This is a genomic window from [Clostridium] cellulosi (genome assembly GCF_036762875.1).
Lineage (GTDB): Bacteria > Bacillota > Clostridia > Oscillospirales > Ethanoligenentaceae > Ruminiclostridium_D > Ruminiclostridium_D cellulosi.
This window is the reverse complement of record NZ_JBAIZF010000031.1, coordinates 1-26,031: the sequence shown is the minus strand read 5'-3', so window position 1 is coordinate 26,031 and position 26,031 is coordinate 1. Positions and strand designations below refer to the sequence as shown.

Below are 26,031 nucleotides of genomic sequence, written 5' to 3'. Positions count from 1 at the left end.
TGCCGGTCTTGCCGCAGGCATACCGCTTACTTCCGATTATTTAAATTCGATTACCGCCTTTACAATATCGGATTTATTATCGATAGAGTATCTAATCGCCTTCGGAAGCTCATCAAAACTAAACGTATCAGTTACAATCTTGTCAATGGGAATAAGCCCGTTCTGGACGGCTTCTATTGCAATTGGGTAGATATTACGATATCTGAAAACTGTTTTTATACTTGCTTCTTTGCCCATCAGTTTTCCGATATCATAGTTCAATTTCGATTCGGGAGCCATACCCACCAAAACAACAGTTCCGCCGCGCTTGACAAGTTCTGCAGTCTGCAATGTGGTAATCTTACTGCCTGCTGTTTCAAATACCATATCAACGCCTTTGCCGCAGGTAAGTTCCATAATGGTTTTCACCGTATCCTGCTCACCCGCATTAATAACTTTTGTCGCTCCAAGCTCTGCGGCTTTAGCCAGGCGCTTTTCAATAACATCGGCCACATAAATGCGTGTTACTCCCATGGCTTTAAGAGCCATTAGTGTAACGAGGCCGATACATCCTGAGCCAAGAATAGCAGCCGACTGCCCAAGTCCGGCATTACCCTGTTGCGCAGCATAAATACCTACTGCGAGCGGCTCTATGAGTGCGCCCTGTACCGTATCCATTCCGTCCGGCAGCTTAAACGCCATGTCGGCAGGATACGCGACATATTCCGCGAACGCTCCGTCATATGGCGGGGTTGCCATAAACACTACATCGGGGCAGAGATTATATCTGCCGGTTTTGCAGAATCCACATTTACCGCAGGTATAGCCGGGTTCAAGCGTTACAAGGTCACCGATTTTGAGATCAGCTACCTTTTCTCCGACGGCTACAACTTCACCGGCGCTCTCATGACCGAGGACGATTGGATTTTTTACAACGAAATCGCCGATTCTTCCGTACTCATAATAGTGTAAATCCGAACCGCATATGCCGACATGTTTTATCTTTACCAGAATTTCGTTCTCTTTGATCTGAGGGATTTCTCTTTCCTCAAATACTATATTTCCGGTGCTCTTCAAAACTCCGACTTTCATTTTACCATTCATGTTTTCACCTTCTTGAATTTTTATTGCGATTATTAGGACTTAATCTCCTATCTTTGGGATTCTGTCAATTCTGACGTCGGTGAAAATGTCAAGGGAGTCCTCGGAATGGGTTGAAAATTCCGATACAATGGCACCATCGTCACCAGCCTGAAACCAATGCAGCGTATTGGGGTAGATAGTATATTGTTCGCCGGGATTGAGCACAATTTCATGAAATACTGTATAATACTGTTCGCTGCCTGCAGGCGGTTTGCAGTGTGGATTTTCTGTTTTCTCGCCTTCAACATAGAGATAAACCTTTCCATATCTGCATCTGAAGGTTTCCTCCTTGCCGGGCGAATTTCCCATTTCGGGATGCCGGTGTTCGGGGCAGGTCTGGTGAGGGAAGAGTACCATTTCCTTTGCGCAGACCCTGTCGGTATTTACAAAAGTAACCAACTGAAGCCCTGTATTTTCAATGTCATTCAATCCGAAGTCCGCAACCTCAATTTTCTTCTTTTCGTCTTCGGTAATCGCTATTGAAGCTTTCTCAAAGAATTTCAACACTTTTTCACATATTGTTTCATACTGTTTCCTGCTTATCATTCTATTACCAGCTTTCATTATTTAATAAGCTCAACAACGGTATAAAGAGGAACGTTATGAAGTTCAATATTAAAGATGTTTTCTTCCGAATTGCTGCTAAATTCTAACGGCTTACCTTCAAGCGTATGGACTTTTATGCTCTTAAACTCTGTTCCGGGAATATTAACTTTGAGTTTAAGCCTATCTATCGGCGTAATCGCATCAGCATCTTCTGAATAGTTATAGTTTATGATATGTACGGCAAGCCCACCCTCAATCTCGTGAGTTTGTATACCGACAGTATCATTGTCTGTTGAGATCTGACGCATGCCCTCATACGCTTTTTCAAAGCAGCTTGCAAATTCGTTTAGTGCGGCAGCTCTGTCGCGTGGATTCGGACAATAGAAAACGCCGTCCATTTTCCTTAAGTTCTCTAACCAACCCGGAATATTTTCCGCGGTATTTCCGAATACCAATACTTTTTTGCCGGATTTGACGAATTGCTCAATTACATCAGCTTGATTTTGCGTTAAATAAGTGCAGTCTGGCAATACGACCAAATCGTACTTATCAATATCAGCGCCGCTAAACGTATCCTCTCGCAAGTCGCCGTCAGCTATGAATTTTACGTCATAGCAAATCTGATTGTTAGAAAGCCATTTCGTTACATCCCAGAAAGGAAGCCGGATGCTGTTGGGATCATTTTCATCTATAACGCTGTATGAAAGAACACCTTCAGAGTCATCCAGTACACTGCTGGAGTAACCGGCTATCGCTTCTCTCCAGTAATAGCTCGGGAAGCTGTATAGTACAAGTAAATTTGCGCCCGAATGGGTAGAATACAGCCTTTCATTATCGGCGATAAAGTTCTGTACCTGCTCGGTTACTTCACGCGGAGGCCAGAAGGCATCCTTTACCGTGTTGCCCATCCATGCGCCGTAAGGCACCGCCATATTGCAGCCGTATGCGGAACCCTCAACCAGCAATAATTTATACAGGTCATACCCCTTGCCATTGTTAAGCATTTTAACAAGGTCTATTACTACGCTTCCGTAAGGATTTTCGGCCACGATGACAGGCTTGTCACCGGCAAAACCCGCTACATATCTGTACCAGCTTATTTCTTTAAAAAGGGTTTGCCTCATTTCCGTTATAATAACGTCCACATTGCTCTCGAGCGGGTAATACACCGGCATAATGTTAAAGAAGTTGCCTGAAACGAGTACTTTTCTGCCCTTCTTTTCACCGTATTCCCGTATGTAATCCGCGAGTTCGTTGAAATGCTTCTTAACGGCCCTCATCTGAAAATCCCAGTAGTATTTATAAAGAGGCAGGTCGCTGATGTTTCCCGGATAAGGCAGCCCAGTTGCGCGCAGATAATCACCGTAATTGAATTTGTCAAGGTCAACATCTGCAAGCTCTGACGGCAGTTCACCTTTTGCTTTCAGCTCTTTCAGATATTCATTAAACTGTTTCATGCAGTCTTTACAGAAGCATCCGCCGTATCTTACAGATGTCATCGGCAGCTCACATTCATCAAGCTGAACTCCGGCGACCCCGGCGTCGATTTGAATTTCTATTATTTTTTTCAAATACTCGCGCCATACGGGATTGTTGCGGCACATCTGATACGCCTGATGCTTGTGTCCCTTTACTTCGACCCATTCCGAATGAGTCGGATTGCCGTAGAAATCTCTTGAGCAGCATTCTTCCCAGATATCGGTTACTTCTTCGCCGTCGCTGTTATATAATCCGTCGGGGAAGTAATCCCTGAACTTCTTTTCAAAAAGATCGGGATATTTATCGCTGGTGAATTCACGCAGGCCGTACCAATCGTGAGGCTTGTCTCCTTTTATGATATTAAAATCAAGGAATTCCTTTTTATCTTCGCTTAGTACAACCGGGAACTCCCAGCCCTGTACCTCAAAGACAATACCGAAAACCTTTATGCCCCTTTTATTGCATTCCGCGATATACTCGGAATCGTTCATAAATCCGTAGAACCTGAGTCTTGGGTCAACCTTGCCAAACGCCTCGTTTTCAAGGTACGACAGTGATATTGAACCGCCGCCCAATGCAGACCAGACAAGCAGCGTAGCGCGGTATTTCTCCAAATCCTCAATCATGCGGATATTTCTTATTGGCAAGCTGGGATGGTAGCAATGATTGTCCTTGTACCATCCGTCAAAATATACGCCTCTTTCCAATAATTTCACCCTCTAACAAAGTATTTTTCGACTAACCTTTAACTGAACCCGCCGTCATGCCCTGTATAATATTCTTTGAGAATAAGATATAAACCAGAACAACCGGCAGAACCGCTATTGTCATTGCAGCCAAAAGCTGTGGATAATTAATTGTATACTGGCCGTTGAAGTTGGTTAGTGCTACCGGAATAGTCATTAATTTCGGATTTGTAAGCAGCACCAATGCAAACGGGAACTCGTTCCAGGAGTTCAAGAACGTAAGGATGAGAACCGTTGCGATAACCGGACGGCATACCGGCATTACAATTCTGAATATTACGGTCATCAGATTGCTTCCGTCGATATAGGCCGCCTCTTCAATTTCGGTCGGTGTTGATTTTAGAAAACTTTCAAACAGAAACACCGCCATCGGCAAACCTATCGCCACATAAGGAGGAATCAGCGTAAAATGCTGATTAGTCAGGCCGATAATCCTAAACTGTATAAACAATGGCACCAGCAGGCTGTGTATAGGAATCAGCATTCCGCATAAAAGCAATATATAAATAAAGCCTTTTGCTTTGAATCTGTACCTACTTATGCAGTAACTTATTACAAAAGCCAGTATAATAACAAGAATAACTGAGATTACACTGTTGAATATGCTATTAAGAAATGGAACAACAAAATTTGCGGTTTTCATGACTGTTTGATAGTTGTCAAACTGAATGTGAGTGGGAAGCGAAATAATATCACGATTGAATTCCTTGCTTGTCTTGAATGATGAATAGAGCATCCATATAAGCGGGAATATGCACGAAATGGATAACAAGAGTACAAACAGGTTTATTGCCAATTTTAATAGGCCGCGTGCAATTTTATGTATCATCTTTATCTCCTCCAAAGAGTCTCCGGCTGATAAGAATGATTGAGACACTAAGAATCAGGATACCGATAGAAATTGCACTGCCATAGCCCAGTCTGAACATGATAAAGGAATTCTGATAGGCGTATTGCGCCAGCACAGTTGAACTGTTGCCTGGTCCGCCGCCGGTCATGACGTAAATCTGGTCAAATATTTTCATGTTGCCTGCTATGCAGAGCATTACGGCGACCTTCATTGTATCCTTCATCAGTGGCAGTGTAATAAAAAATGTTCTTTTAATTCCGGTTGCGCCGTCCAGCTCCGCACTTTCAAAAATATCAGGCGAAATGCTCTGATATGCCGAAAGAAAGATAACCATATAAAATCCAATGTACTGCCATATTATTGGAATACTTACAGAAATCATTACGATTTTCGGGTCATCCAGCCACGGTTTAATCAAGGAACCAAGACCGATATTCTTCAAAATTACATTTAAGAATCCATAATCCTTGTTGTATATGATGGTCCACAAAAAGCCTACAACAACAGCCGATATAACAGCCGGAAGGAAAATAACATTTCTATGGAATGCATTGAATCTTAACAGCTTGGACGTCATGAATACTGTGATAATCATTGCAATTCCCAACTGGCCTATCAAGCAGAGTGCAATAATTATCAAATTATTTTTAAAGGCATTCCAAAAATCCATGTCTTTTATTAGCTGCGCATAGTTCTGGAAGCCGATAAATTTCGAAGCTAGACCGCCGCTGTAATTGAACAGACTGTAGTACAGAGAGGTGAAAAGTGGCAGAATGACGATGAATCCATATATAAATAATCCAGGAAAAAGAAGTGCGGCTATAACGCCGCGCTTAGGCTGAAGTGTTTTGGTAATCATGATGCACTCCTTAATTTTTTTCCAGGGAGTTGCCTCCCTGGAAAAATATCTCTAAGGGTTATCTCTTATTTACTTGCCTCGTAGGCTGCTTGTATCTTTTGAGCAAGTTCCTGCGGGGTCATTTTGTTTATCATCAGGCTCTGAATACCGGTATTCATAACATTAATCAGGTCTGCCGGGAGCTGTGAGTCGTAGATCGGAACCGGCTTGAATTTTGCCGAAATATCAAGATACTTTACAGAAAGAGAAGCCAGTTTGCTGTTATCAACTTTTTCGGGTTTGCTGGCAGGGAAGGCGTTGTTTTCAACGGCGATTGTAGCATAATGAGAATCTGTTACTGCTTTGATAAACTTAAATGCCGCGTCTCTCTTAGCGCCTGTTACATTTGCGTTAACATTCCAAGACCATGCGGCGCCCGCTGAGTTATCAAGGGCATCGCCCTTGCCGCCGTCAACCGCCGGAAGGATTGCAAGGCTGGTGTTTTCGGAGATTTCCTTTGGAGCATCATTGACAACGCTGCTGATTGCCCAGTTGCCTTCCATGAACATGGCGGCTTTGCCGTTATAGTAAGCTGTTTTCTGCTGCATGTTATCAAGGGAGTTCATATCGCTGTTGAAAGCGCCGATTTTTGCAAGTTCCTGCAATGTTGTCAGCGCCTGCACAAACTCAGGATCGGTAAACTTTGCACCGCCCTTGTTCTTTATGCTGTCAAACCAGTCCGGTCCGGTAAAACGATCAGCCAGCGTGCTGAGTATGCAGGACTCCGCAACCCAGTTATCCTTATTGCCGAGTGAAATAGGTGTGAGGCCTTTAGCTTTAATCTTTTTGATAGCATCCACAAATCCCGCCCAGGTTGTCGGGAATTCAGAAATGCCTACATCGTTGAATATTTTTGTGTTATAAAAAATCAAATGCGTATCGAGCTTTTGGAAGGGAATACCGTAGGTTTTGCCATCCTTTACGAAATCATTAAATATACCATCATAGAAACCATTTTTCCATTCTGGGTCTTTGTCAAGAACATCGTCAACCGCATTAATCAGTTTGTTGGGGCCTCTTTGCCGTTTGACGCTTCACCCACGACAGCCATACCATAGGAATTCCAGTCGATTGATGTCCTGATGCCGGTGCGGATTATATGCTCATCATCGATAATCATTACCTTAATCATTGCTTGCCCTCCTCTATTAACGGTTGTGTTACAATTACTGTTGTGCCGTTCTCCTTTTTTATAAATTTCAATCCATACTCATCGCCGAAGAAAAGCTGTATCCGGTCATTTACATTCTTTATTGCCATTCCGCGCTTACCGTCGGGCTCTTCTAAAAGTCTGTTAATCTCGTCCAGATCTACTCCAACGCCGTTATCTTCCACCTTAAATAACAGCTTTCCGTTTTCTTTGAAAACGCTTATTTCAATCATGCCGCATTTATCCTGATCTCTGCACCCGTGGACAATCGCGTTTTCAACCAAAGGCTGCAGCACGAACTTAATTGTTAAGTAATCGAGGGTATCATCTTCGACATTTAATGAAAAGGTAATTTTATCCTTATATCTGATCTGCTGAATGATAATGTAATTCTTTATATGCTCGATTTCATTTCTGACTTTGGTAGTTTCTTCGCCGTTGTTCAAGCTCTGGCGGAAAAGTTTTGACAAAGCCTGAACCATTTTACTTGTTTCAAAGGCCTTTTCCATTCTTCCCATCCAGTAGATATTGTCCAGCGTATTATACAGAAAGTGCGGATTGATTTGTGCCTGCAAAGCCATTAATTCAGCTTCTCTTTGTTTTAGCTGAACAGAATAGACTTTTTGTATCAGTTCCTTAAGCTTGGCTGACATTCTGTTAAAGCTGTGATATAACCGGGTTATCTCATCATTGCCTTTCGGCTCAATATAAACGTCAAAATCTTCGTTTTCAACTTTTCCCATTAATTTTGACAATTTTTTAAGCCTGGCAAGTATTCTTCCTGAAAAGAACGTTATTATTGCTGTACATACCGCAAAGCAAATAATAATGGTAATAATAAGGTCGTCCTGAACCTTTGTGTTGTCTTTCAAGAGTTGCTTCAATGGAACAATATTTATAATTTTCCATCCGTTGTTCCCGAACTTATAGTATGTTACCAGATAGACAAGACCCTTGAATTTGATCTGGAAGTAACCCATATCTGAATTCAACCGGCTTTTGCTGAACATTGAATAATCGAATGTATCTCCGACTTTATTCGAACTTGTGGCTGAAATGATAGTGTCGTTGTTGTCCAGAACAAAAAACTCATCGCTTTCCACAATCATTTTATCTTTGTAAATATTATAAAAAGCGTCGGCATTTACATTAATTTTCATTACCGCCAGCTTTCTTGTGATGTTGCTTGTGTCATAAATAGACCTTACCATGGAGAAGACTTTTATCGGCCTGTTTTTATAATCATAAACTGTGTCCAGATACCAAATAGGTTTCCCATAAAGCTCAGCTGACCGGCTGACCGTATTGGGACTTAACTCATTCCGGTGATCTGCTGTATTCAATTCGAGATTGTTAACACCTTTTATATAGATAGAGTCTATGAAAATTTTCGGTGATATCAGTTGCTGTAAATCGCTTTCGATCTTCAGCTTGTTGTGATAAATTGTGTCTATCGATTCGTTACCCTGCAGATGAAAATAAGTTCTCACATTTTCGTTTTGGATTAAATATAAAGATATGTCGTGGACATTTTGCACAATGAATTCGATGTTATTGCCGATTTGTTCAACCGTATTCATATTTGAAAGACTGATTTTCTGCTGCATAATCTGTGAAGTTTGATTAAACGATATTATTCCAAAGGTCGTAATAGGAATGATAACGACAAATAGCGAAAGCAGCAGTATTTTTATCTGCAAAGGAAAAAATCTCTTCTTTCTCAAAGCCATACCCCCAAATTGCGCCTTTTTGTTTATACATAACGAGCAAAATAGATTAAAACTATTCTAAATTTCGCATATAACAAAAAGACACCTTGCTGCTCAGCTGCAAGATGTCAAAAAGATTACTTTAAGCTTATCATATTTTATATATTATCACAAATAAAAATTTTGTTATAAAAAATTCATGATCCCTATCATCACAAGAGGAACAGAACAGGCATGTTTAAAGAGGGAATTACAAAAGTAGGGTAACAAAAAAGGCGACCAGCCCATTGTAGGACTGGTCACCTTTCTTTGGAATGTTTTGGGATAGGAAGTTTTCAGAGCGTAAATAGTGCCTGCCAGTATTATGCCCTTATAGGTTTTAATCAAGCCGCCGGCTTAGCCGATGGTACTTGACTTGTGTAGGTATGAAAACACCTTAATCCACTGTTACTGCCTGTGTGATTTCAATTTTCTTAATATGCGAGAGCGGGGAAATGATAGATATCATAATCGCGGCTACAGTGATGACAGAAGATATTATGACGAGATACCATGGCATGCCCCACGGAATGCCGTAATTGCGTTTTATCAAAAGGATAAAGAATTGGCGGTGCAGCGGTATACCTGCGGCAAGGCCGATAATGAGTGCAAGTATGCCGTAAAGTGCCGACTCACAGGCAACCATCGCCGTAACCTGCCCCATAGTCATGCCGCTTGCCCGCAGCAGGCCTATTTCGCGGGTTCTCGTAATAATGCTGGTGCTCATAGTGTTTATGATGTTAAGGATTCCGATTAATGCAATTATTGTGATGAAGCCATACACAAATACGTCAACGACCAGCACAATCCTCTTTGAGACATCCTGACCTTCAGCTTGGTTGTAAACCTTAAGATTTTTATTGCCCTTGGTCAATTCCTTTAATTTGCTGAAAACGATATCGCTGTCTGCGTCCCGTTTAAGGTTAAGCGTAACAAGGCTCGGTTTATTTGAATTAATTGAGTTAAAGACCTTTTCTGTTGTATACATACCCAGAAATACCTTGTCATTAGCTGCATACATCAGAGCGTCAGGCTTAACAATGCCGCATATTTTAAGCTTGCGCGGCCCGACTTTGATAAATTGTCCGGGACGAAGGTCAGAGTTGCATGCGGAGGTTGACATATTCAAAATTAGAATTACGCCGTTTTCATTATTGAGCTGATTTGGGTCAATGCGTCCGAAAACGAGTTTTGATTTGAGATTATTAAGGTCGCTGTCACTAATGCCGATAAGCGTTGACTTGCTCGGCGGCTTTACAAACCCATTTGAATCGGCTTTTAACGAAAACGGAGAACCGTCTTTAATGCTGTCCTTGTAGTCGTCGCCCAGCAGTTTATATTCAAATGTCGCGTCAACAGATGCCATTCTTTTTGGATATATCCTATCTACGCCGTCTATCTTTCCGATGGAATCAATAAGGTCGTCTGGAATGCCTGAGCCGTCGGCAGTGATAATATACATATCGCCTAAATCGTAGTTGTGAGAGGTTCCCATTTTGAATAGTTCCGTAAGCGGGCTGAAAGACAGGATGAGCAGTATGCCAAAAGACAGCGACAGTGCTGTAACAATAAATGAACGCTTGCGGAACATAAGGCGCCTTTGGTAAACAGCCGCCTCAATCGGAAGTATTTTGGTAAGAATACCCCAGGCAGTTTTTTTCTTAATGTTGCCGCTGCGTACAACTGACGTCATCGCTTCAATTGGTGAAATCTTTCCAGCTTTTCGGGCTGGCAGCAGGGAAGAAATGAATGTTGCCAGTATTCCGACTACAGCGCCTATTACAAGCGAAATCCAAGAGATATAAATACTGCCGCTGTAAAAACTGAAATACTCCGGCATTATTGTCCTAAGGAAGAGAAGCAGCACATTTGTTGCAATTATGCCGCACAGAATACCTGGGAGCACTCCAAACAGCGAAACAAACACTGCCTCTGATTTTACAAGCGTGCGGATTTGTTTGGGAGTAGCCCCGAGCGCCCTTAACATACCGAATTGTCTGACCCGTTGGGCTACGGAGATGTTAAATACGTTGTAAATCATTATAATGGCGGCAAAGACCACGAGCAGAGCGAGAAATCCGCCGATTATATAGATTTGCTTCGCACTATCATTTTTTGACCTTCCCTCTGCGGCGAGCAGGGTGGTATGCTGCAGAATCGAGTCTTTGCTGATTTTCTGGTCTTTGACAAGGCTGTTTACAAAATCCTCTATATCAACCCCGCTTTTAACCTGCAACAGGGTATCGGATTTATCGGTTTTCATTATACGTTTAGCCTCGTTCAAAGTGATGGTGCCGGCAATATAATTACTACTCTTGTTTTTGTTGTGGTCTTTAAGGATTCCGCTGATTCTATATGTTTTTGAGGTTTTGTCCATCAGAGTGACTGTAATCGTATCGCCGACAGCAAGCTTTGAGTTGATTTTGCGGGCTGCCCATTCTTCCAGCGCAATTTCATTATCAGACTGGGGCAGCTTGCCGTTTTTTATGTGTAAATTAAGCTGATTTGCGCCGTCAGCGTCGCAGCCTGTCAGCCCCATGGATAAATCTTCATTAATTATTGCCGTTCCTGCTTCTAATGACCGTCCGGATGCGGCAACATCAATTCTTTTTGCTAACTGGCCAGCCTGCTCAGATGAGGTTTTTTTGACGACAATATGCCATATACCGTTTTCGCTCGCCTCAATAACCGTATACATCTGCATGGCGTTTAACATTGAAAAGACGGCGCAGATAAGCGCAATGGCGAGGGTTACGCCGAAAGCCAGAAGTATGCTGCGTTTTTTTTGCGCTTTCAAATAGCGCAGGGCGATACCTCTCTCATCCATCATGCCGCTCACCTGCCTTGACTTCAGTTACGACTCCGTCTTCAATGCGCAGTATGCGGTCAGCCCCCTCGGCGATTTCAGGGTTATGGGTAATTACAATAAGAGTCTGGTTAAAGCGCTGAACGCTCATGTGCAGCAGCGACAGAACCTCTTTGCTGGATTTGCTGTCAAGGTTTCCTGTCGGTTCGTCGGCAAGGATAATAGATGGTTTGGTCGCGAGGGCGCGCCCAATAGCCACCCTTTGCTGCTGGCCGCCGGACAACTGTGACGGCAGGTGTTTTCTTCTGTTGTCAAGGCCGAGCGTATTTATAAGCTCGTTGATATACTGCATATCCGGAGTGGCGTGGTCGAGCAAGATAGGCAGGGTGATATTCTCCTCGACCGTAAGGACAGGGACGAGGTTGTATGCCTGAAATACGAACCCGATTTTGCGACGCCTGAAAATCGACAGATTCTTTTCTTTCATTGAAAATAAATCGGTGCCGTCGATGGTAACGCTGCCGGACGTGGGGTAGTCGAGCCCGCCGAGCAGATGAAGAAGTGTTGATTTGCCTGAACCAGACGGCCCGATAATCGAAATAAATTCTCCCTTATTAACCGTTAAATTAGTCGGTTTGAGCGCTACAACTTTCGTTTCGCCTTTTCCATAGACCTTGGACAGGTCGTGGGTTGCTAAAATCTGCATATGATGACCTCCTGTGTTTAGAGCCTGTCTGCCGTGCTTTTGACAAGACCCGGCGCAGGCAAGCTGCCGGCGTGAACCGGTGGTTTTCATCTTACGGCAACATTATAACAATCCATTCTTACAAATCCATAAATAAAACCGGACAAAACCTTACAGTTTTTTAATGTTGTGTAAGATGTCACCGGCGGGGTAAAACGGTAATGCGGCAGAATTGAAGCGCCTGACCAAATTAGATAACGGTTTTTGGGAAAGAAAAGGTAAATTCCGCGCCGCTTCCGTATGCGCCTCCCGCTGTGAGGGTCCCGCCCATCTGTTCGGTAATGGACTTGGCAAGGGGAAGCCCTATCCCGCTGCCGGAACTGTGGCTGCCCTTCCCGCGATAGAAGCGCTTAAAGATGAAAGGCAGGTCATCTCTGTGAATACCCTTTCCCGAATCGTGGAACTTGACAGAAATCATAATGGGGGTTTCTTCGATTGTAATTGTAATCTTTCCGTTTTGAGGAGTATACTCCATACAGTTTTTAATTACATTGCCGAATGCTTCTTTAAGCCATCCGGCGTCGCAGTTTAATGAAATTTTGTCATCGCCGGACAGGATTACTTCAATGTTTTTATTGTTGAGGCTGAGTTCGAAATCGTTGATTGAATCCTTTATAATCGACATTAAATTGTGTTCTTTAATATTTAAATCAAGGAACCCTGTTTCAACCATTGCCATTTTCAAAAGACCCAATATAAGCCATTCCATGCGCTCAAGCTGTTCCTGACTCTTTTTTGTGAATTCAAGGGCCGCGTCGCTCAAAGGTTCCTGCAAAAGTATCTCATTATACATCTTTAACGCGGACAACGGCGTTTTAAGCTGATGTGATATATCCGAAATCAGGTTCTTAAGAAAAAGACGATCCTCTGATAGCTTTTCATATTTTGCGCTGACGCCGGCGGACATCTCATTAAACGCATGGAACAGCCTTGCAAAGGCGCCTTCTTCCGTATCGTCGAGCCGTGTATTGAAATCTCCGCGGCTTATCTTTATTGCTTGGCGCCTGGCCTCTTCGATTTTTGTATAAACTCGGTTCATGCGAACGCAATATGCTAAGAAGATTATTCCCAATAATATGATAGCGGCGGCAATTATACCGATATAAAAGGACTTTTTTTCGCCGCCAAGAAACGGCAGCACGAAGTCGGTGGTTTTGATATTATATCCTGCTGCCTTGAATGCCTGTTCGCCTTGAGACGCAAATTCCGCGTTATTGCCCGACGTAAACGCCGCAATAACGCTGTCCTTGTCGGCCACCCCGCTGCTTATAAGCTGACCCGCGATAGATGCTTCTCTTTCAACAACAGATTCCTTTAAATTATTTATAAAAAAACCAGTGAATAGGATAGTCCAGACTATAAAAAGAGCGGCTGTGACAGCGAATACTGCAAAGAGCCGCTTGTTTTCACTGTTTTCAAAAATGTTTGACTGAAACATCAGTTTGCACCTCCGCTGCCGACGTTCCATTTGTAGCCGATTCCTCTGACTGTAAGGATTATCTTAGGGGAGGAGGGATTTTCCTCTATCTTTGTCCTCAGGAGCCTTATATAGACCGTCAGCGTATTCTCGTCTACAAAATCCCCGCCGCTGTCCCACAGCTTTGAAAGCAGTTGGCCGCGCGTAAGTGTTCTGCCGGGGTTTGACATCAAAAGATAGACAAGGCGGCATTCGGCCGGCGTTAGAGGTATCTCGGTTTCGCCTTTTAAAAGCCTACATTCTTCAGGGTGAAGGACATACCCCAGCGACTCGATTCTTTCGCTGTTTTTACCTTTGGCGCGCCTTAGTAGCGCCTTAATCCGGGATATCAGCTCGCGAAGCCTGAAAGGCTTTGTTATATACTCATCTCCGCCCATGTCGAGCCCCATTACGACGTTAGTTTCCTCATCGCATGCGGTTAAAAACAGAATAGGCACATTTGATATTTCACGAATCATTTTGCAAAGCTCGAACCCTGTGCCGTCCGGAAGTCCGATATCCAAAACAACGAGGTCAAATGTCTCGCTTTGAAACTTTTCGAAACCTTCCTTTACCCCGCCTGCGGTTACAACAGAGAAGTTTTCTTTTTCCATGCTGTATTTGAGCCCGACAGCAAGGGCGGAGTCGTCCTCTACAAGCAATATTTTTTCCATAACTTTATCTCCCGGTAATCGATTTATATAAGCGGTATTGGCTGCTTTTGGATAATTAAAGTATATCATAATAAATAAATCTCGTCATTAGTTTAAGAAGGCGCTCCAATCAACCGCTAATATAGTAATCAACTCGTTTTGACTTTTATATTGAAATACGTTAAACTTTAATGATAATGCAAAGGAAAAGTACAATATTCGGCAGGTGTCCGTTTTGAAAATAAAAGCTGAAGAAATAATAAGGTCGAGGAGAAAAACTATTTCTCTTGAGATAAAAAACGACGGAAGGCTTGTTGTCCGCGCGCCTCTTAAAACACCCGAAGCATTGATAAAGCGTGCAGTGGAGCAAAAAGCTGACTGGATTTTAAAAAAGCAAAAAGAGATGTTGAAAAGAAAGCGTGAGAACCCGCCGAAACAGTGGGCCGAGGGCGAGAAGTTCGTATTTTTAGGCAGCGAATATACACTCACTTTTTCCGATAGTGCAAGTAAAATTACAGCGGAAAACGGATATCTGACAGTGCCGGCGGCGTATAAAGGTAGTGCGCAGACTGCTATAATTAACTGGTATAAGAAAGAGGCAAAAAAGGTTTTTTCAGAGCGTGTGCGGTTTTACGCGGAAAAGCACAATATAAAATATACGTCGCTTAAAACGACGAGCGCGCTGACCCGCTGGGGCTCATGCTCATCGAAAGGCGGGCTGTGTTTTACATGGCGGCTGGTTATGGCGCCTATAGATATGATAGATTATGTAGTGGTGCATGAACTTTCGCATTTAAGTCATCTTGACCATTCACATGCGTTTTGGAACCGTGTCAGTGAGCTGATGCCCGATTATGACTTAAGGCGCCAGTGGTTCAAGACACATTCTTATCTCCTTGGAAAGGATTATTTTGCGAAAGAACGGGGAGGCTGATATCTTGTTCTTTTCATTCGGTATGTTTGACGGAAAACCTGTCTTGCAGGGTAATATAGAGCGTTACTGCGCTGCCTGCGGTTACAGCGGGACGCATTATATTTATACCCGAAAGCGCTGGCTGCTGCTTTTGGTTATCCCACTGCCTATAAATGTTTCAACATATACGCAATGCCCGCGCTGCGGGTTTATCGAGGAATATAAAAACTAATTTTATTTGGAGGATATCGTGAAGAAGTCGAGCGTTTTAAAAAAGTTTTTAAGTTACTATAAACCATATAAATTTCTATTTTTCTTTGACCTGTTTTGCGCGCTGGTTGTTTCAGCCGTAGATTTAGCTTTTCCCCTGATTCTGAGCTATGTGACAAAATCAGTCTTTACTCAAAGCAAAAGCGTTATACTTCATTCTATCGGTATTATCGGGGTAGTACTGGTCGCAATGTATATTGCCAAGTATTTCTGCCAGTATTTCATAACCTCGTGGGGACATATAATGGGCGCCCGTATGGAAAGCGATATGAGGCGTGATTTGTTTTATCACATGCAGAAGCTTTCTTTTTCCTATTATGACCGGAACAATACGGGCGAAATGATGTCGAAGCTGGTTTCCGACCTGTTCGATATCTCGGAGCTTGCCCATCATGGCCCAGAAAACGTGTTTATTTCACTGTTAAAAATCGTCGGTTCTTTTGCCATACTTATGTCGATAAATGTAAAAATGACGCTTATTCTGTTCGCGGTAACCGCGGTAATGGTCGTTTACTCCTATTTCATGAATAAGAAGATGACTTCCGTTTTCTTTGACAACCGTGTCAAGATAGCTAAAGTAAACGCCAGTGTTCAGGACAGCCTTTCCGGCATAAGGGTAGTCAAGTCTTTTGCAAACGAGCCTGTGGAGCGCAGGAAGTTCGACTGCAGCAACAATGCTTTCCTTGAATCAAAGGTTAACAATTATATGATTATGGGCCGCTATCATGCCGGCAACTCGTTCTTTGAAGGCCTTTTGTATATTGTTATTGTCGCGTCAGGGGCGTTTTTTATCGTCAACGGCACGCTTTCAGCCGCCGACCTTGCGGTTTACGCCCTCTATATCAACATCTATATTAATCCTATCGACCTGCTTATCAATTTCACAGAGCAGTTCCAAAAGGGCTATGCAGGTTTTAAGCGTTTTCTTGAGGTCGTTGAGACCCAGCCGGAAATCAAAGACGCTGAAGACGCTGTGGAACTCAAAAATGTCAAGGGCGATATCGAGTACAGGAACGTCTCGTTCAGCTATGACAAGGAGCACCCGGTGCTTAATAACATCAACATAAAGATACCCGCAGGGCGTAAGGTTGCTCTGGTCGGCCCGTCCGGCGGCGGGAAAACGACTATATGTTCGCTTTTGCCGAGGTTTTACGACGTAACGTCAGGAAGCGTACTTATCGACGGTCAGGATATCAGAAAATTCAAGCAGCAGTCGCTTAGAAATGCAATCGGCGTCGTTCAGCAGGATGTTTACCTCTTTGCCGGCAGTATCAGGGACAATATAGCTTACGGCAAACCGGGGGCCACTCAGGAAGAAATCGAAGAGGCTGCAAAGAAAGCGAATATCCACGATTTTATAATGTCCCTTGAGGACGGTTATGACACCTATGTCGGTGAACGTGGTGTACGACTTTCCGGCGGCCAGAAACAGCGAATCTCAATAGCCCGCGTATTCCTTAAGAATCCGCCTATATTGATACTTGACGAGGCAACCTCTGCCCTTGATAACGAGAGCGAGAGATATATACAAAAATCCCTCGACAGTCTTGCGGAAAACCGCACTACGCTGGTTATAGCCCACAGGCTTAGCACTGTACGCAGCGCAGATGAAATTATAGTTATAAACGATGGAAGTATTGTTGAACGGGGAACACATGCCGAGCTGTTAAAGCTCAACGGCATTTACGCGAAATATTACAATATGCAGTTTGAAGGCATTGATGACGCACTTATAAAATAATTTTCATAGTGGCTGATTTTGTTGCCTTTTATCATCTTAAATTATCAGCAGAGATTTGAAATATTCTTTATCTATGGTATAATATACCCATTATTAATATAAGATTAGTAATAAAAGGACTGGTAAAAGTGATTACCCGTGAATCTGCATTAAAAATCCTTAATGAAAACATTAAAGGGGAGAGCCTGCTGCGCCACTCGATAACGGTTGAAGCGGTTATGCGCCATTTTGCAAAGCTCTTTGGAGCTGACGAGGAAGAGTGGGGCGTAATAGGGCTTTTACATGATGTGGATTTTGAAAAATATCCGGAGCAGCACTGTCATAAAACCCGCGAGATACTGACGCCCTATGGCGTTCCGGATAACATAATTCGGGCGATTGAGAGCCATGGCTATAAGCTTGTCAACGATGTTAAACCTGAAACAGACGCGGAAAAAGTCCTGTATACAATTGATGAACTGACGGGGCTTATATCCGCGGTGGCAATTCTAAGGCCGAGCAAAAGCATATTTGACCTTGAGACAAAGTCTGTCAAGAAGAAGTGGAAACAGAAGAGTTTTGCCGCCAATGTCAACCGCGAGGTAATTGCCGAGGGCGCTGAGATGCTCGGCAAGCCGTTAGATTATATAATTGAACAGACAATAGAGGGTATGAAGACTGTTGCTGATGAGATTGGACTTCGCGGAAATATCGAATCAGCGGCGGTATAATCATAATACAAAATATAGGTAAGGAATTAGTATGAGGATCTCAACAAAAGGCAGATATGGTTTGAGAGCCATGCTCGATTTGGCGGTAAACTCAAACGGGGAAAAGGTGTCGCTGTTCAGTATTGCAAAAAGGCAAAATATTTCTGTAAACTACCTCGAACAGGTGTTTTCACTGCTCAGAAAGGCGGGATTTGTCAGCAGTATAAAAGGCGCCTCGGGGGGATATCTCCTTGCGATGGAGCCTTCAAAAATAAGAGTCGGCGATATTCTCCGCAGCCTTGAGGGTGACCTTATGGTAGTTGATGAGGATACAGACAGCGGCGCAGATAGCAATGATATTCAGCAGTGTCTCAGGAAAAATGTATGGGATAAACTAAACGAAAGCCTCGCCGAGGCAGCCGACTCAATATCACTGCGCGACCTCGTTGAGAATTACAGGGACATGGCGAGCAGCCCGATGTTTTATATTTAATGCTGCTGACAGTGTGATTTTCCGAATTAAAACAAAGACCTGAACCATATGATAAACTGAAGGGTTTATTGTATCGGTTCAGGTTTTTGTTTTGCCGCAAGGTATATGGTTACAGCATGCCTCATAAAATTTACGGGTAGTGCTGTGGGGTGATATAATTGCGTGTATTAAGGCACTTGTGGCGGCTGATGGTTTTGTGGTTTGTCCTCGGAATGTGCTATGCGACTGTCGAGCTTCTTTGGCGGGGCGTTACATATCTTCCGATGATATGGGTTGGCGGCCTATGCGGACTCTGTGTCGGGCTATTAAATCAACACCCATTTTTTTGCGGCTGCCGCATGTGGCAGCAGTGTCTTATCGGCACATTGATTACACTCGTGATTGAATTTGTGAGCGGCTATATATTGAATATAAAACTCGGGCTTGATATCTGGGATTACTCCAGTATTCCTTTTAACTTAATGGGTCAGATTTGCCTGCCTTATGGCATACTGTGGTTTTTTCTTATGCCGTTTGCAGTCTATCTTGACGATTGGCTTAGATGGAAGCTTTTTTATGAGAAAAAACCGCGCGGCGGCCCCCTTGCCAATTATGTAATGCTCTTTACGGGAGCTTAAATGCAAATTAAAGTAAAATTATTCAGTATTTTGATATACAAAATCCCAATAATATATGTTGACAGATATTTTGGTATGGAATATAATAGAACCCGAAGACTCCGCTTTTGTGGAAATTCCAACAGGGAATACGCGTCACCGACTGAGAGCGCGTTCTGGAAGAGTAGTAAGCCGGGGAACACTTCACCTTTTAATATACCGGAAATTAAATATTAAAGTGGGCGCGGTTTTCGCGTCAATGCGGGTGGCACCGCGGGCAAAACAAAGAATGCTCGTCCCGGAAATTATTTTAAAAAGATAATTTCCGGGATTTTTTGTTTTGGGAGGTTAAAAGATGTTAAGGACTCATCACTGCAACGAGCTCAGGGTTGAGCATGTCGGCACAAGAGCCACTCTTGCCGGTTGGGTTGACACGATACGTGACCATGGAAGCGTCAAGTTTTTGGATTTGCGTGACCATTATGGAGTTACGCAGATAGTATTTCACGACGATTCAATGCTCGAGGGTATAAACCGTGAGACCGTCATTTCGGCCACAGGAATTGTCCGCAAAAGAGACGAGGATACAATAAATCCAAAACTCGACACAGGACTTGTTGAACTGCACGCAGACAGCATTAAGGTTTTGGGCGAATGTAAAAATATGCTGCCGTTTGAAATCAAAGACTCTGTCGCCACGCGCGAGGAAATCCGCTTGAAATACCGCTATCTTGATCTGCGCAATCCGAAGATTCATAAAAATATAGTTTTGCGTTCAGAGGTTATAAGCTTTTTCAGAAACCGCATGCAGGAACTCGGTTTTATGGAGATCCAGACCCCGATTCTTACCGCTTCCTCACCGGAAGGCGCGAGGGATTACCTTGTTCCGAGCCGCAAGCACAAGGGCAAATTCTATGCCCTGCCGCAGGCTCCCCAGCAGTTTAAGCAGATGCTGATGGTGTCTGGTTTCGATAAATATTTTCAGATTGCGCCCTGTTTCCGCGACGAAGACGCAAGGCAAGACCGTTCTCCGGGCGAATTTTATCAGCTCGATTTCGAGATGGCCTTTGCTGAGCAGGAGGATGTGCTGAAAATCGCCGAAACTGTCCTGTATGAGGCGTTTACGAAATTTTCAAACAAGCGTGTTTCCCCCGCTCCGTTCAAACGCATTACCTATAAAGAAGCCATGCTCAAATACGGCACTGACAAGCCTGACTTGAGAAATCCCCTCACAATCTGCGACCTCACCGAATTTTTCTCAAATGTTGAATTCAAAGCGTTCAAGAATAAACCTGTCCGCGGCATCGTAGCTGACTGCTCCGGCTGTTCGAGGAGTTTCTTTGAAAACTCTCTGAAATTTGCCCTGAGTATCGGCATGAAGGGGCTCGGCTATATCACACTTAATGACGGCAAATTCAAGGGCCCGATTGAAAAATTCCTGTCGCCGGAACAAAAGCAGGAAATCATTAAACTTAGCGGCATAAAACAGGGAGAGACGCTGTTCTTTATCAGCGACAAGCCTAAGACAGTTGATTTGTATGCGGGCCAGATAAGGACATGGCTCGGTGAAAACCTCAATCTCATCGACAAGGATGCGTTTGAGTTCTGCTTTATTGTCGATTTCCCGATGTACGAATATAATCCGGAAACAGACAAGATTGAGTTTACTCACAACCCGTTCTCAATGCCTCAGGGAGGGCTTGAAGCCCTTGAGAACAAAGACCCGTTAGATATACTGGCTTACCAGTACGATGTAGTATGCAACGGTGTCGAATTGTCGTCAGGTGCAGTGAGAAACCATTCGCCGCAGATTATGAAAAAGGCGTTTGAAATAGCTGGATATTCGGAAGAGGATCTTATCCAAAAATTTGGCGCTCTTTATACGGCGTTCCACTACGGTGCCCCGCCTCACGCCGGTATGGCACCAGGTATAGACAGGATAGTAATGCTGCTTGCCGGCGAGGATACAATCCGCGACGTCATTGCCTTCCCGCTTAACGGAAATGCGCAGGATCTTCTGATGGGAGCGCCGAGCGAAGTCACCGAACAACAGCTCCGTGAAGTGCATATAAAGCTTCGCTGACGTAATAACATTATATAGGCGGCCTGAATACCATCAGGCCGCTTTTAGTTTAATATTATTTGACGCTTAAGCTGCGGGTGCAATTAATTATATTAAATTAAATAATAGAAATAATAATGAAATATATCAAACTTCATTTATATACCAGACATAAACCACCTCCGACAGATAAAAATACGGATGAGGTGGTAAAGTTGCATTTAAAAAGAACCATTGCTGCCATTGTTTCGGCATGTATGCTGACTATTACTGCATCGGCGCAGTCAACTTATACTGTTAAATCAGGCGACACGCTGTGGAAAATTGCATCTAAACATCAGGTTGGATTAAGTGAACTGATTGCTGCAAATCCGCAGATTAAAAACATCTCGCTTATCTATCCAGGTCAGAAAATCACGATTCCGGCTCAGCCGAGCACGACAGCCTTTGAAGATGAGGTTATAAGGCTCGTAAATAACGAACGCGCAAAACGGGGACTTATGAAACTCACGAAAAACTGGGAGCTTTCCCGCGTGGCGCGCTACAAATCTCAGGATATGGAAAACAAGCATTATTTCTCACATACGTCTCCGACTTACGGTTCGCCTTTTACGATGATGCAGAATTTCGGTATTCGTTTTTCAGCTGCCGGCGAAAACATCGCCATGGGACAGAGAACCCCGCAGGAAGTAATGAATGCTTGGATGAATTCGGCGGGACATAAGGCAAATATCTTGAGTCCGGCATATAATCAGATAGGTGTCGGCATGGCGAAAAACAGCGCCGGAGTTGTTTTCTGGACACAGGAATTTATCAAAGCGTCATAAATCAATTATATTGATTCGGATAATCTACAATACCCAAAAAAGGATTGTTCCCCGCCAAAACCGGCTGAAAACAATCCTTTTTATTTAGAATTTACTATACCTTATGTTCGTGTTTAACTGATGATACAGCAATAATCAATGGATATCTTTTTTATTGAATATAAAACTTGAAGTTGCGTAACAAATTATTGTATAGAGAATAAAAACAATCACACCGCTTGTATAAGTAATCGAATTAAGATGCATTGATTTAGATATTGTACCGTCCAGAAGCCCCGGTATATTTGTATATGAAAAGAACAATATTGGTGCGGCAGGCTTTAGAATATTGAAACGATTCAAGAAAACATAAACAGCCACGGTAAGTATAATCAATAACGAAATTGAGGTTGCGCTGCTATTAAATATTGTAGAGAACAATAATGAAAAGGATACCGTTGCAATAATCAGCAGTATTAATATTGGAACTGATAATAGAAGAAAGGCATACAGAGGTATTATGGATACGCTTACGTCTCTTGCGTTAAAAAAGGTTAAAAAGCAGTTGTTGTTAAAAGATATCGGGTAATAAGCAGAACCAAAACCGCGTGTTAAGCCTAAAATAACAAAAAAGGTTCCGAAAATAAAAATTATTACAGAAAAGCAGTATATGACAGACGCTGCGAATTTTGAGAAAATAATTTTACTCCTTGAAACAGGCTGAACCAAAAGCAATCGGAGACTGCCTCCTTCTGCTTCATTGGAAACTATATCGGCTGAAATCAAAAACAGTAGTATCAGCATAATTATCGGCATTATATCGGTAAGTACGTTCTTTAGGAAATTAAAGGCCTGCGTATTGCAGTTTTCATATATAGGTTTTATGTTGTTATTTAATAAATACTGATATTTTCTGTTTTCAGCCTTTAGCTCGTCTGGGTTATCGCCACTGATAAGAGAATCGTTATTTATCTCACTGATTTTATTATTATTGTCTTGTATTTTTGCCTTTAAAAACGTTTTCCAATCGCCATTGTCAAGGGCCTTTAATTCTGTTTTTACTAAACTGACATGTTTTGATAATAATTTCACAGTTTCTTTTGGAGTGTCTGTTGATTTTATCATAGATTCGTTAGACTGAATATCGTCCTTACATAGAGATATATCTGTTGCATATCTTGATTTCTCCATTCCAATTGAAGTAAAAATATAAATCAATATTAAAACAATAAATGCGACTATTCCTGCTATATTCTTCCTCCGTTTAAATAATTTAAATAATTCAAAAGATATCAGTGATCGCAATTTAAATCCTCCCTGTTGTATATCCAGTCGTATTCCTGTTCAATATTCCATGTAATTTGCTCAAAGTCCGTAAAATCAATGTTATTATTCAAAAGTTCCTTAAGGAGTTCCGATAGTTTACTGTTGTTAATCGAAAATTGAACATTATTGTTATGTATTTTAAATTGCTCTATATCGCTGCGCTCACTGAATAATTTATTTACTTTTTCAGCATCGCTTATTTCCATTCTAAATGTTTTTATGTTGGTGTTTATATTATTTTTTTGAGAAATTATTTTACCGTCATTAATAAAGATAAACCTGTCACAGATTTTTTGAATTTCGCTTAAGTTATGTGAAGAGACAAGTATGGATGTGCCGTTCTGGTCCTTTAGTTTTTTCAGCATTACCCTGAGATCTATAATTCCCTGGGGATCCAAGCCGTTTGTCGGTTCATCCAATAATAAAAGAGCGGGGGCCGTCAGTAGACAAATTCCAAGGGCTAACCGTTGCTTCATGCCAAGCGAATATTTTCTGACCTTGTCACATATTCTTTCTCCAAGACCGGTGAAATCTATGATTTCCTCCACTCTTTCCTTTTTAATGCCTCGTATTTTACTTATATACTGTAAAATTTCTTTTCCAGTCAAGTAGTTGTAAAGACTTGGAGTTTCGATTATCGCCGAACATTTTTCCAGTGCCTTTTCCCGCTGATTTTTTAAATCAAATCCACATATGCGTATAGTTCCTTCGTCCGGTCGGAGCAAGTCGGTGATGACCTTCATAGTAGTTGTTTTGCCGGCGCCGTTTGGCCCAATAAAACCGGCAATTTCATGATCGTTCATTTTGAATGATATATTCTTTAAGATCTGTCTTTTGGACAATGTCTTTGATATATTATTTAAAATAAGTGTCTCCATTATATCCTCCAATAAAATTTTATGGGGGAAAATTTAAATTTAACGCTTTACTTTATATACTTGATAATTACATGTATGGTGCAAAATAGCTATTTGCATCAATCCTTCAAGAATGTTAGTTTTTTCTTTTATGGTATCAGGAAGTTTTTTATATGTATAGCCAACTGGAATAATAAGGTCTTTATATGAATAGTTATTATAATAGTGCATACCCTTATTAAAAATAAAAGTTTCGTCAAAACTAGCTACTACTCTTTCCATATATGAAGCGTTTACGGTAAAAGTTAACGAGAAGACAGTCATGATTGAAGCAAGTGTTATTAACAACGATTTTTTAATTTTCTCCAAACATATCACTCCCTATCTTCCCCCCCATTATTTACTACTTTACTACTTATGCATATAAAAGTCAATAAGTAACAAAATAATGCATAAGCAATTATAATTAAATAGATTTCAAAACAAAAGGCTGCCGTTTCGGCAGCCTTATTTGCATATAAATTATTTTATTTTTCTGCACTCGAGGTAGAAACGCTTGTCATAGGCATGACCCATTGAAAATGTCTTGCGCGGCAAAACGCCGTCGGTAATAATGGTTGTGAAAAGCTCCGACTTGCCCATCGGCGGAAGTAAAAATCCGATATTGCCGGGCTTTGAGCCGAGCGACTCGGCGACTTCTTCGCCGTGGACATAATCAACCCTGCCGCCGTTTTTCTTTATGTATTGGTCGAGGAAATTCTGGAGTGTTCCAACGGCGAGTCCGCTCTCCGGATTCTTAACCGTCAAAACGCCGCGTTTCTGGGCGCTTACGAATTCTATGCGCTGCCCCTCGCCTTCGCCGAGCTTTGCGCTTGGATAGAAGTTTAAGAACTCTCTAATTATCTTGTCAGGGTCTGTTTCAAACACGACGCGGTGGATAGGCTCAAAATTAAGGGATTTGTCATGGATGTTTACAAGTTCCACGAGAGCGTACCGCGCCGGATGATTGTATTCTCCGCAAGGTAAAGTCTTTTTGATTCGTTCCCAACATTCTTTTGCAGTAGCAAGTGAATGGTTGCCGTCTCCAACCGCAAACAGCAAAACGGGCTTGTTTTCTAACCCATATTTTTTGTTGAATGATGTGGGGTCTCCTAAGGCAGAAAGTGCGTCAGCAACGCTGTCAAGTGCCTTGCCGCTTACCCTGTAGCCTTTTATATGTCCGCTGCCGAACATAAGGTCAAAATCATATAATGTCTCAAGCTGTGCCTTTTGCTCGGTTAGCGGTTCGATAACTGTGCACTCTGGGTCGTCAATCAGCAGCATAACATGGGGCAGTTCGAGACTTGCGCCTTCCCTGACGCGGACGCGCGGAGGAATTCTTTCAAGGACAGTGCCTTCGGTCGCACGTATCAGCGAAGCTGCACCTTTGTTATAATCGTATTGTTCCAGGTCGACTGCTCCGACAAGGCCAGTGCGCACATCTCCGTTTTTGAGGGTGCGTTCAACGAGAATAAAAGATTCCTTGATTTCTTTAAAGACGCCGCTGTCAAGGTAATCGTCCATATTTTTATTGATTGATGAGATACGCTCTTCAACGCCGTCAGCATTTAACTCCGCTTCAGGGAGAATCATATGCAGCGTAGAAGGTGCGTTACCCACAAAATCTTCAACACTTTTCCAATATTCCGGCTCAGAGGTATATTGGTCACATGCAACAACGCTCCATTTTTCCATGTTGCAGTTCTTTGGGAGTAAGATATCCGCAGGGCGGAACCCAAGTTTACAAAATTTTTCGTTCAATTACTTTCACTCCAGATAAATTGATAATGACAAGGTGAAACATTTTCCACACGGAATTTTCATGCAATTATATTTTACAAGAAAACACAATATACATTATAATGCAGGCAAAGGAATAAGGCAACACTGGATGGGTATATCAAATTAATTTGATTGTAGGATTACAATAGATGTGTTACACTAGCGGATAAAAAAAGATAGCGAATAGGAAAAGCCTGTGCTATAGTTGAGCTGCAACCCACCAACAAAGCAAGGAGGTTTCCTATTCGCTATGAATAA

The 26,031-nt window shown here is 42.5% G+C and carries 24 protein-coding genes; 8 read left to right on the top strand and 16 right to left on the bottom strand.

Features of this window, described 5'->3' with window-relative positions:
- Nucleotides 1–36 precede the first annotated feature (36 nt).
- The 12 genes from V6C21_RS10425 to V6C21_RS10370 all read right to left on the bottom strand — a co-directional run bounded on the left by V6C21_RS10425 (nt 37) and on the right by V6C21_RS10370 (nt 14,220).
- Nucleotides 37–1,083 (bottom strand): NAD(P)-dependent alcohol dehydrogenase, encoded by a 1,047-nt coding sequence (locus V6C21_RS10425; protein ID WP_479268995.1) that lies wholly within the window; start codon nt 1,081–1,083, stop codon nt 37–39.
- A gap of 39 nt (nt 1,084–1,122) precedes the next feature.
- Nucleotides 1,123–1,668, bottom strand: coding sequence for a D-lyxose/D-mannose family sugar isomerase (locus V6C21_RS10420; protein WP_034838908.1), 546 nt, complete (start codon nt 1,666–1,668; stop codon nt 1,123–1,125).
- Nucleotides 1,669–1,685: 17 nt separating this feature from the next.
- On the bottom strand, nt 1,686–3,863 hold the full coding sequence (locus V6C21_RS10415; protein WP_479268994.1) for a hypothetical protein: 2,178 nt from the start codon (nt 3,861–3,863) through the stop codon (nt 1,686–1,688).
- 22 nt (nt 3,864–3,885) lie between these two features.
- Nucleotides 3,886–4,722 (bottom strand): carbohydrate ABC transporter permease, encoded by an 837-nt coding sequence (locus V6C21_RS10410; protein ID WP_479268993.1) that lies wholly within the window; start codon nt 4,720–4,722, stop codon nt 3,886–3,888.
- A complete protein-coding gene (locus tag V6C21_RS10405) occupies nt 4,712–5,602 on the bottom strand; it encodes a carbohydrate ABC transporter permease (protein ID WP_034838915.1) in 891 nt (296 codons plus the stop codon). Before V6C21_RS10405 ends, V6C21_RS10410 begins: the two co-directional genes overlap by 11 nt.
- A gap of 65 nt (nt 5,603–5,667) precedes the next feature.
- On the bottom strand, nt 5,668–6,642 hold the full coding sequence (locus V6C21_RS10400) for an extracellular solute-binding protein (RefSeq protein ID WP_479269010.1): 975 nt from the start codon (nt 6,640–6,642) through the stop codon (nt 5,668–5,670).
- Entirely contained in the window at nt 6,642–6,773 is a 132-nt protein-coding gene (locus tag V6C21_RS10395; RefSeq protein WP_479268992.1) for a hypothetical protein, read from the bottom strand. The genes V6C21_RS10400 and V6C21_RS10395 overlap by 1 nt, the downstream gene beginning before the upstream one ends.
- Nucleotides 6,770–8,521: a cache domain-containing sensor histidine kinase gene (locus V6C21_RS10390; protein ID WP_479268991.1), complete on the bottom strand. Its 1,752-nt coding sequence runs from the start codon at nt 8,519–8,521 to the stop codon at nt 6,770–6,772. Before V6C21_RS10390 ends, V6C21_RS10395 begins: the two co-directional genes overlap by 4 nt.
- A gap of 415 nt (nt 8,522–8,936) precedes the next feature.
- Nucleotides 8,937–11,369 (bottom strand): ABC transporter permease, encoded by a 2,433-nt coding sequence (locus V6C21_RS10385; RefSeq protein ID WP_479268990.1) that lies wholly within the window; start codon nt 11,367–11,369, stop codon nt 8,937–8,939.
- On the bottom strand, nt 11,359–12,051 hold the full coding sequence (locus V6C21_RS10380) for an ABC transporter ATP-binding protein (protein ID WP_479268989.1): 693 nt from the start codon (nt 12,049–12,051) through the stop codon (nt 11,359–11,361). The genes V6C21_RS10385 and V6C21_RS10380 overlap by 11 nt, the downstream gene beginning before the upstream one ends.
- Before the next feature lie 229 nt (nt 12,052–12,280).
- Nucleotides 12,281–13,528, bottom strand: coding sequence for a sensor histidine kinase (locus V6C21_RS10375; RefSeq protein WP_051492430.1), 1,248 nt, complete (start codon nt 13,526–13,528; stop codon nt 12,281–12,283).
- Nucleotides 13,528–14,220, bottom strand: a complete 693-nt coding sequence (locus tag V6C21_RS10370) for a response regulator transcription factor (protein WP_479268988.1) — start codon at nt 14,218–14,220, stop codon at nt 13,528–13,530. The genes V6C21_RS10375 and V6C21_RS10370 overlap by 1 nt, the downstream gene beginning before the upstream one ends.
- 214 nt (nt 14,221–14,434) lie before the next feature.
- Here V6C21_RS10370 and V6C21_RS10365 point away from each other — a divergent pair, with 214 nt between their 5' ends.
- The 8 genes from V6C21_RS10365 to safA all read left to right on the top strand — a co-directional run bounded on the left by V6C21_RS10365 (nt 14,435) and on the right by safA (nt 21,790).
- Nucleotides 14,435–15,133 (top strand): M48 family metallopeptidase, encoded by a 699-nt coding sequence (locus V6C21_RS10365; RefSeq protein WP_479268987.1) that lies wholly within the window; start codon nt 14,435–14,437, stop codon nt 15,131–15,133.
- Nucleotides 15,111–15,344 (top strand): hypothetical protein, encoded by a 234-nt coding sequence (locus tag V6C21_RS10360; protein WP_479268986.1) that lies wholly within the window; start codon nt 15,111–15,113, stop codon nt 15,342–15,344. Before V6C21_RS10365 ends, V6C21_RS10360 begins: the two co-directional genes overlap by 23 nt.
- 18 nt (nt 15,345–15,362) lie before the next feature.
- A complete protein-coding gene (locus V6C21_RS10355; RefSeq protein ID WP_034838936.1) occupies nt 15,363–17,123 on the top strand; it encodes an ABC transporter ATP-binding protein in 1,761 nt (586 codons plus the stop codon).
- A gap of 119 nt (nt 17,124–17,242) precedes the next feature.
- Nucleotides 17,243–17,833 (top strand): HDIG domain-containing metalloprotein, encoded by a 591-nt coding sequence (locus tag V6C21_RS10350; protein WP_034838939.1) that lies wholly within the window; start codon nt 17,243–17,245, stop codon nt 17,831–17,833.
- Between the two features lie 31 nt (nt 17,834–17,864).
- Nucleotides 17,865–18,305: an RrF2 family transcriptional regulator gene (locus V6C21_RS10345; RefSeq protein WP_479268985.1), complete on the top strand. Its 441-nt coding sequence runs from the start codon at nt 17,865–17,867 to the stop codon at nt 18,303–18,305.
- Nucleotides 18,306–18,463: 158 nt separating this feature from the next.
- Nucleotides 18,464–18,922: a putative ABC transporter permease gene (locus V6C21_RS10340; RefSeq protein ID WP_479268984.1), complete on the top strand. Its 459-nt coding sequence runs from the start codon at nt 18,464–18,466 to the stop codon at nt 18,920–18,922.
- A gap of 334 nt (nt 18,923–19,256) precedes the next feature.
- Nucleotides 19,257–20,984 (top strand): aspartate--tRNA ligase, encoded by a 1,728-nt coding sequence (aspS, locus tag V6C21_RS10335; protein WP_479268983.1) that lies wholly within the window; start codon nt 19,257–19,259, stop codon nt 20,982–20,984.
- A gap of 236 nt (nt 20,985–21,220) precedes the next feature.
- Complete coding sequence (gene safA / locus V6C21_RS10330) at nt 21,221–21,790, top strand: SafA/ExsA family spore coat assembly protein (RefSeq protein ID WP_479269009.1); 570 nt, start codon at nt 21,221–21,223, stop codon at nt 21,788–21,790.
- Nucleotides 21,791–21,925: 135 nt separating this feature from the next.
- Here the strand turns inward: safA and V6C21_RS10325 are convergent, their stop codons facing one another.
- The 4 genes from V6C21_RS10325 to V6C21_RS10310 all read right to left on the bottom strand — a co-directional run bounded on the left by V6C21_RS10325 (nt 21,926) and on the right by V6C21_RS10310 (nt 25,752).
- Nucleotides 21,926–23,074 (bottom strand): ABC transporter permease subunit, encoded by a 1,149-nt coding sequence (locus V6C21_RS10325; RefSeq protein ID WP_479268982.1) that lies wholly within the window; start codon nt 23,072–23,074, stop codon nt 21,926–21,928.
- The gene (locus V6C21_RS10320; protein WP_479268981.1) at nt 23,062–23,973 is read right to left on the bottom strand and encodes an ABC transporter ATP-binding protein; all 912 of its coding nucleotides are present in this window, start codon (nt 23,971–23,973) and stop codon (nt 23,062–23,064) included. Before V6C21_RS10320 ends, V6C21_RS10325 begins: the two co-directional genes overlap by 13 nt.
- Nucleotides 23,974–24,012: 39 nt before the next feature.
- On the bottom strand, nt 24,013–24,321 hold the full coding sequence (locus V6C21_RS10315) for a hypothetical protein (RefSeq protein ID WP_034838954.1): 309 nt from the start codon (nt 24,319–24,321) through the stop codon (nt 24,013–24,015).
- A gap of 153 nt (nt 24,322–24,474) precedes the next feature.
- The gene (locus V6C21_RS10310; protein ID WP_045085344.1) at nt 24,475–25,752 is read right to left on the bottom strand and encodes a DUF1015 domain-containing protein; all 1,278 of its coding nucleotides are present in this window, start codon (nt 25,750–25,752) and stop codon (nt 24,475–24,477) included.
- Between the last annotated feature and the right edge of the window lie 279 nt (nt 25,753–26,031).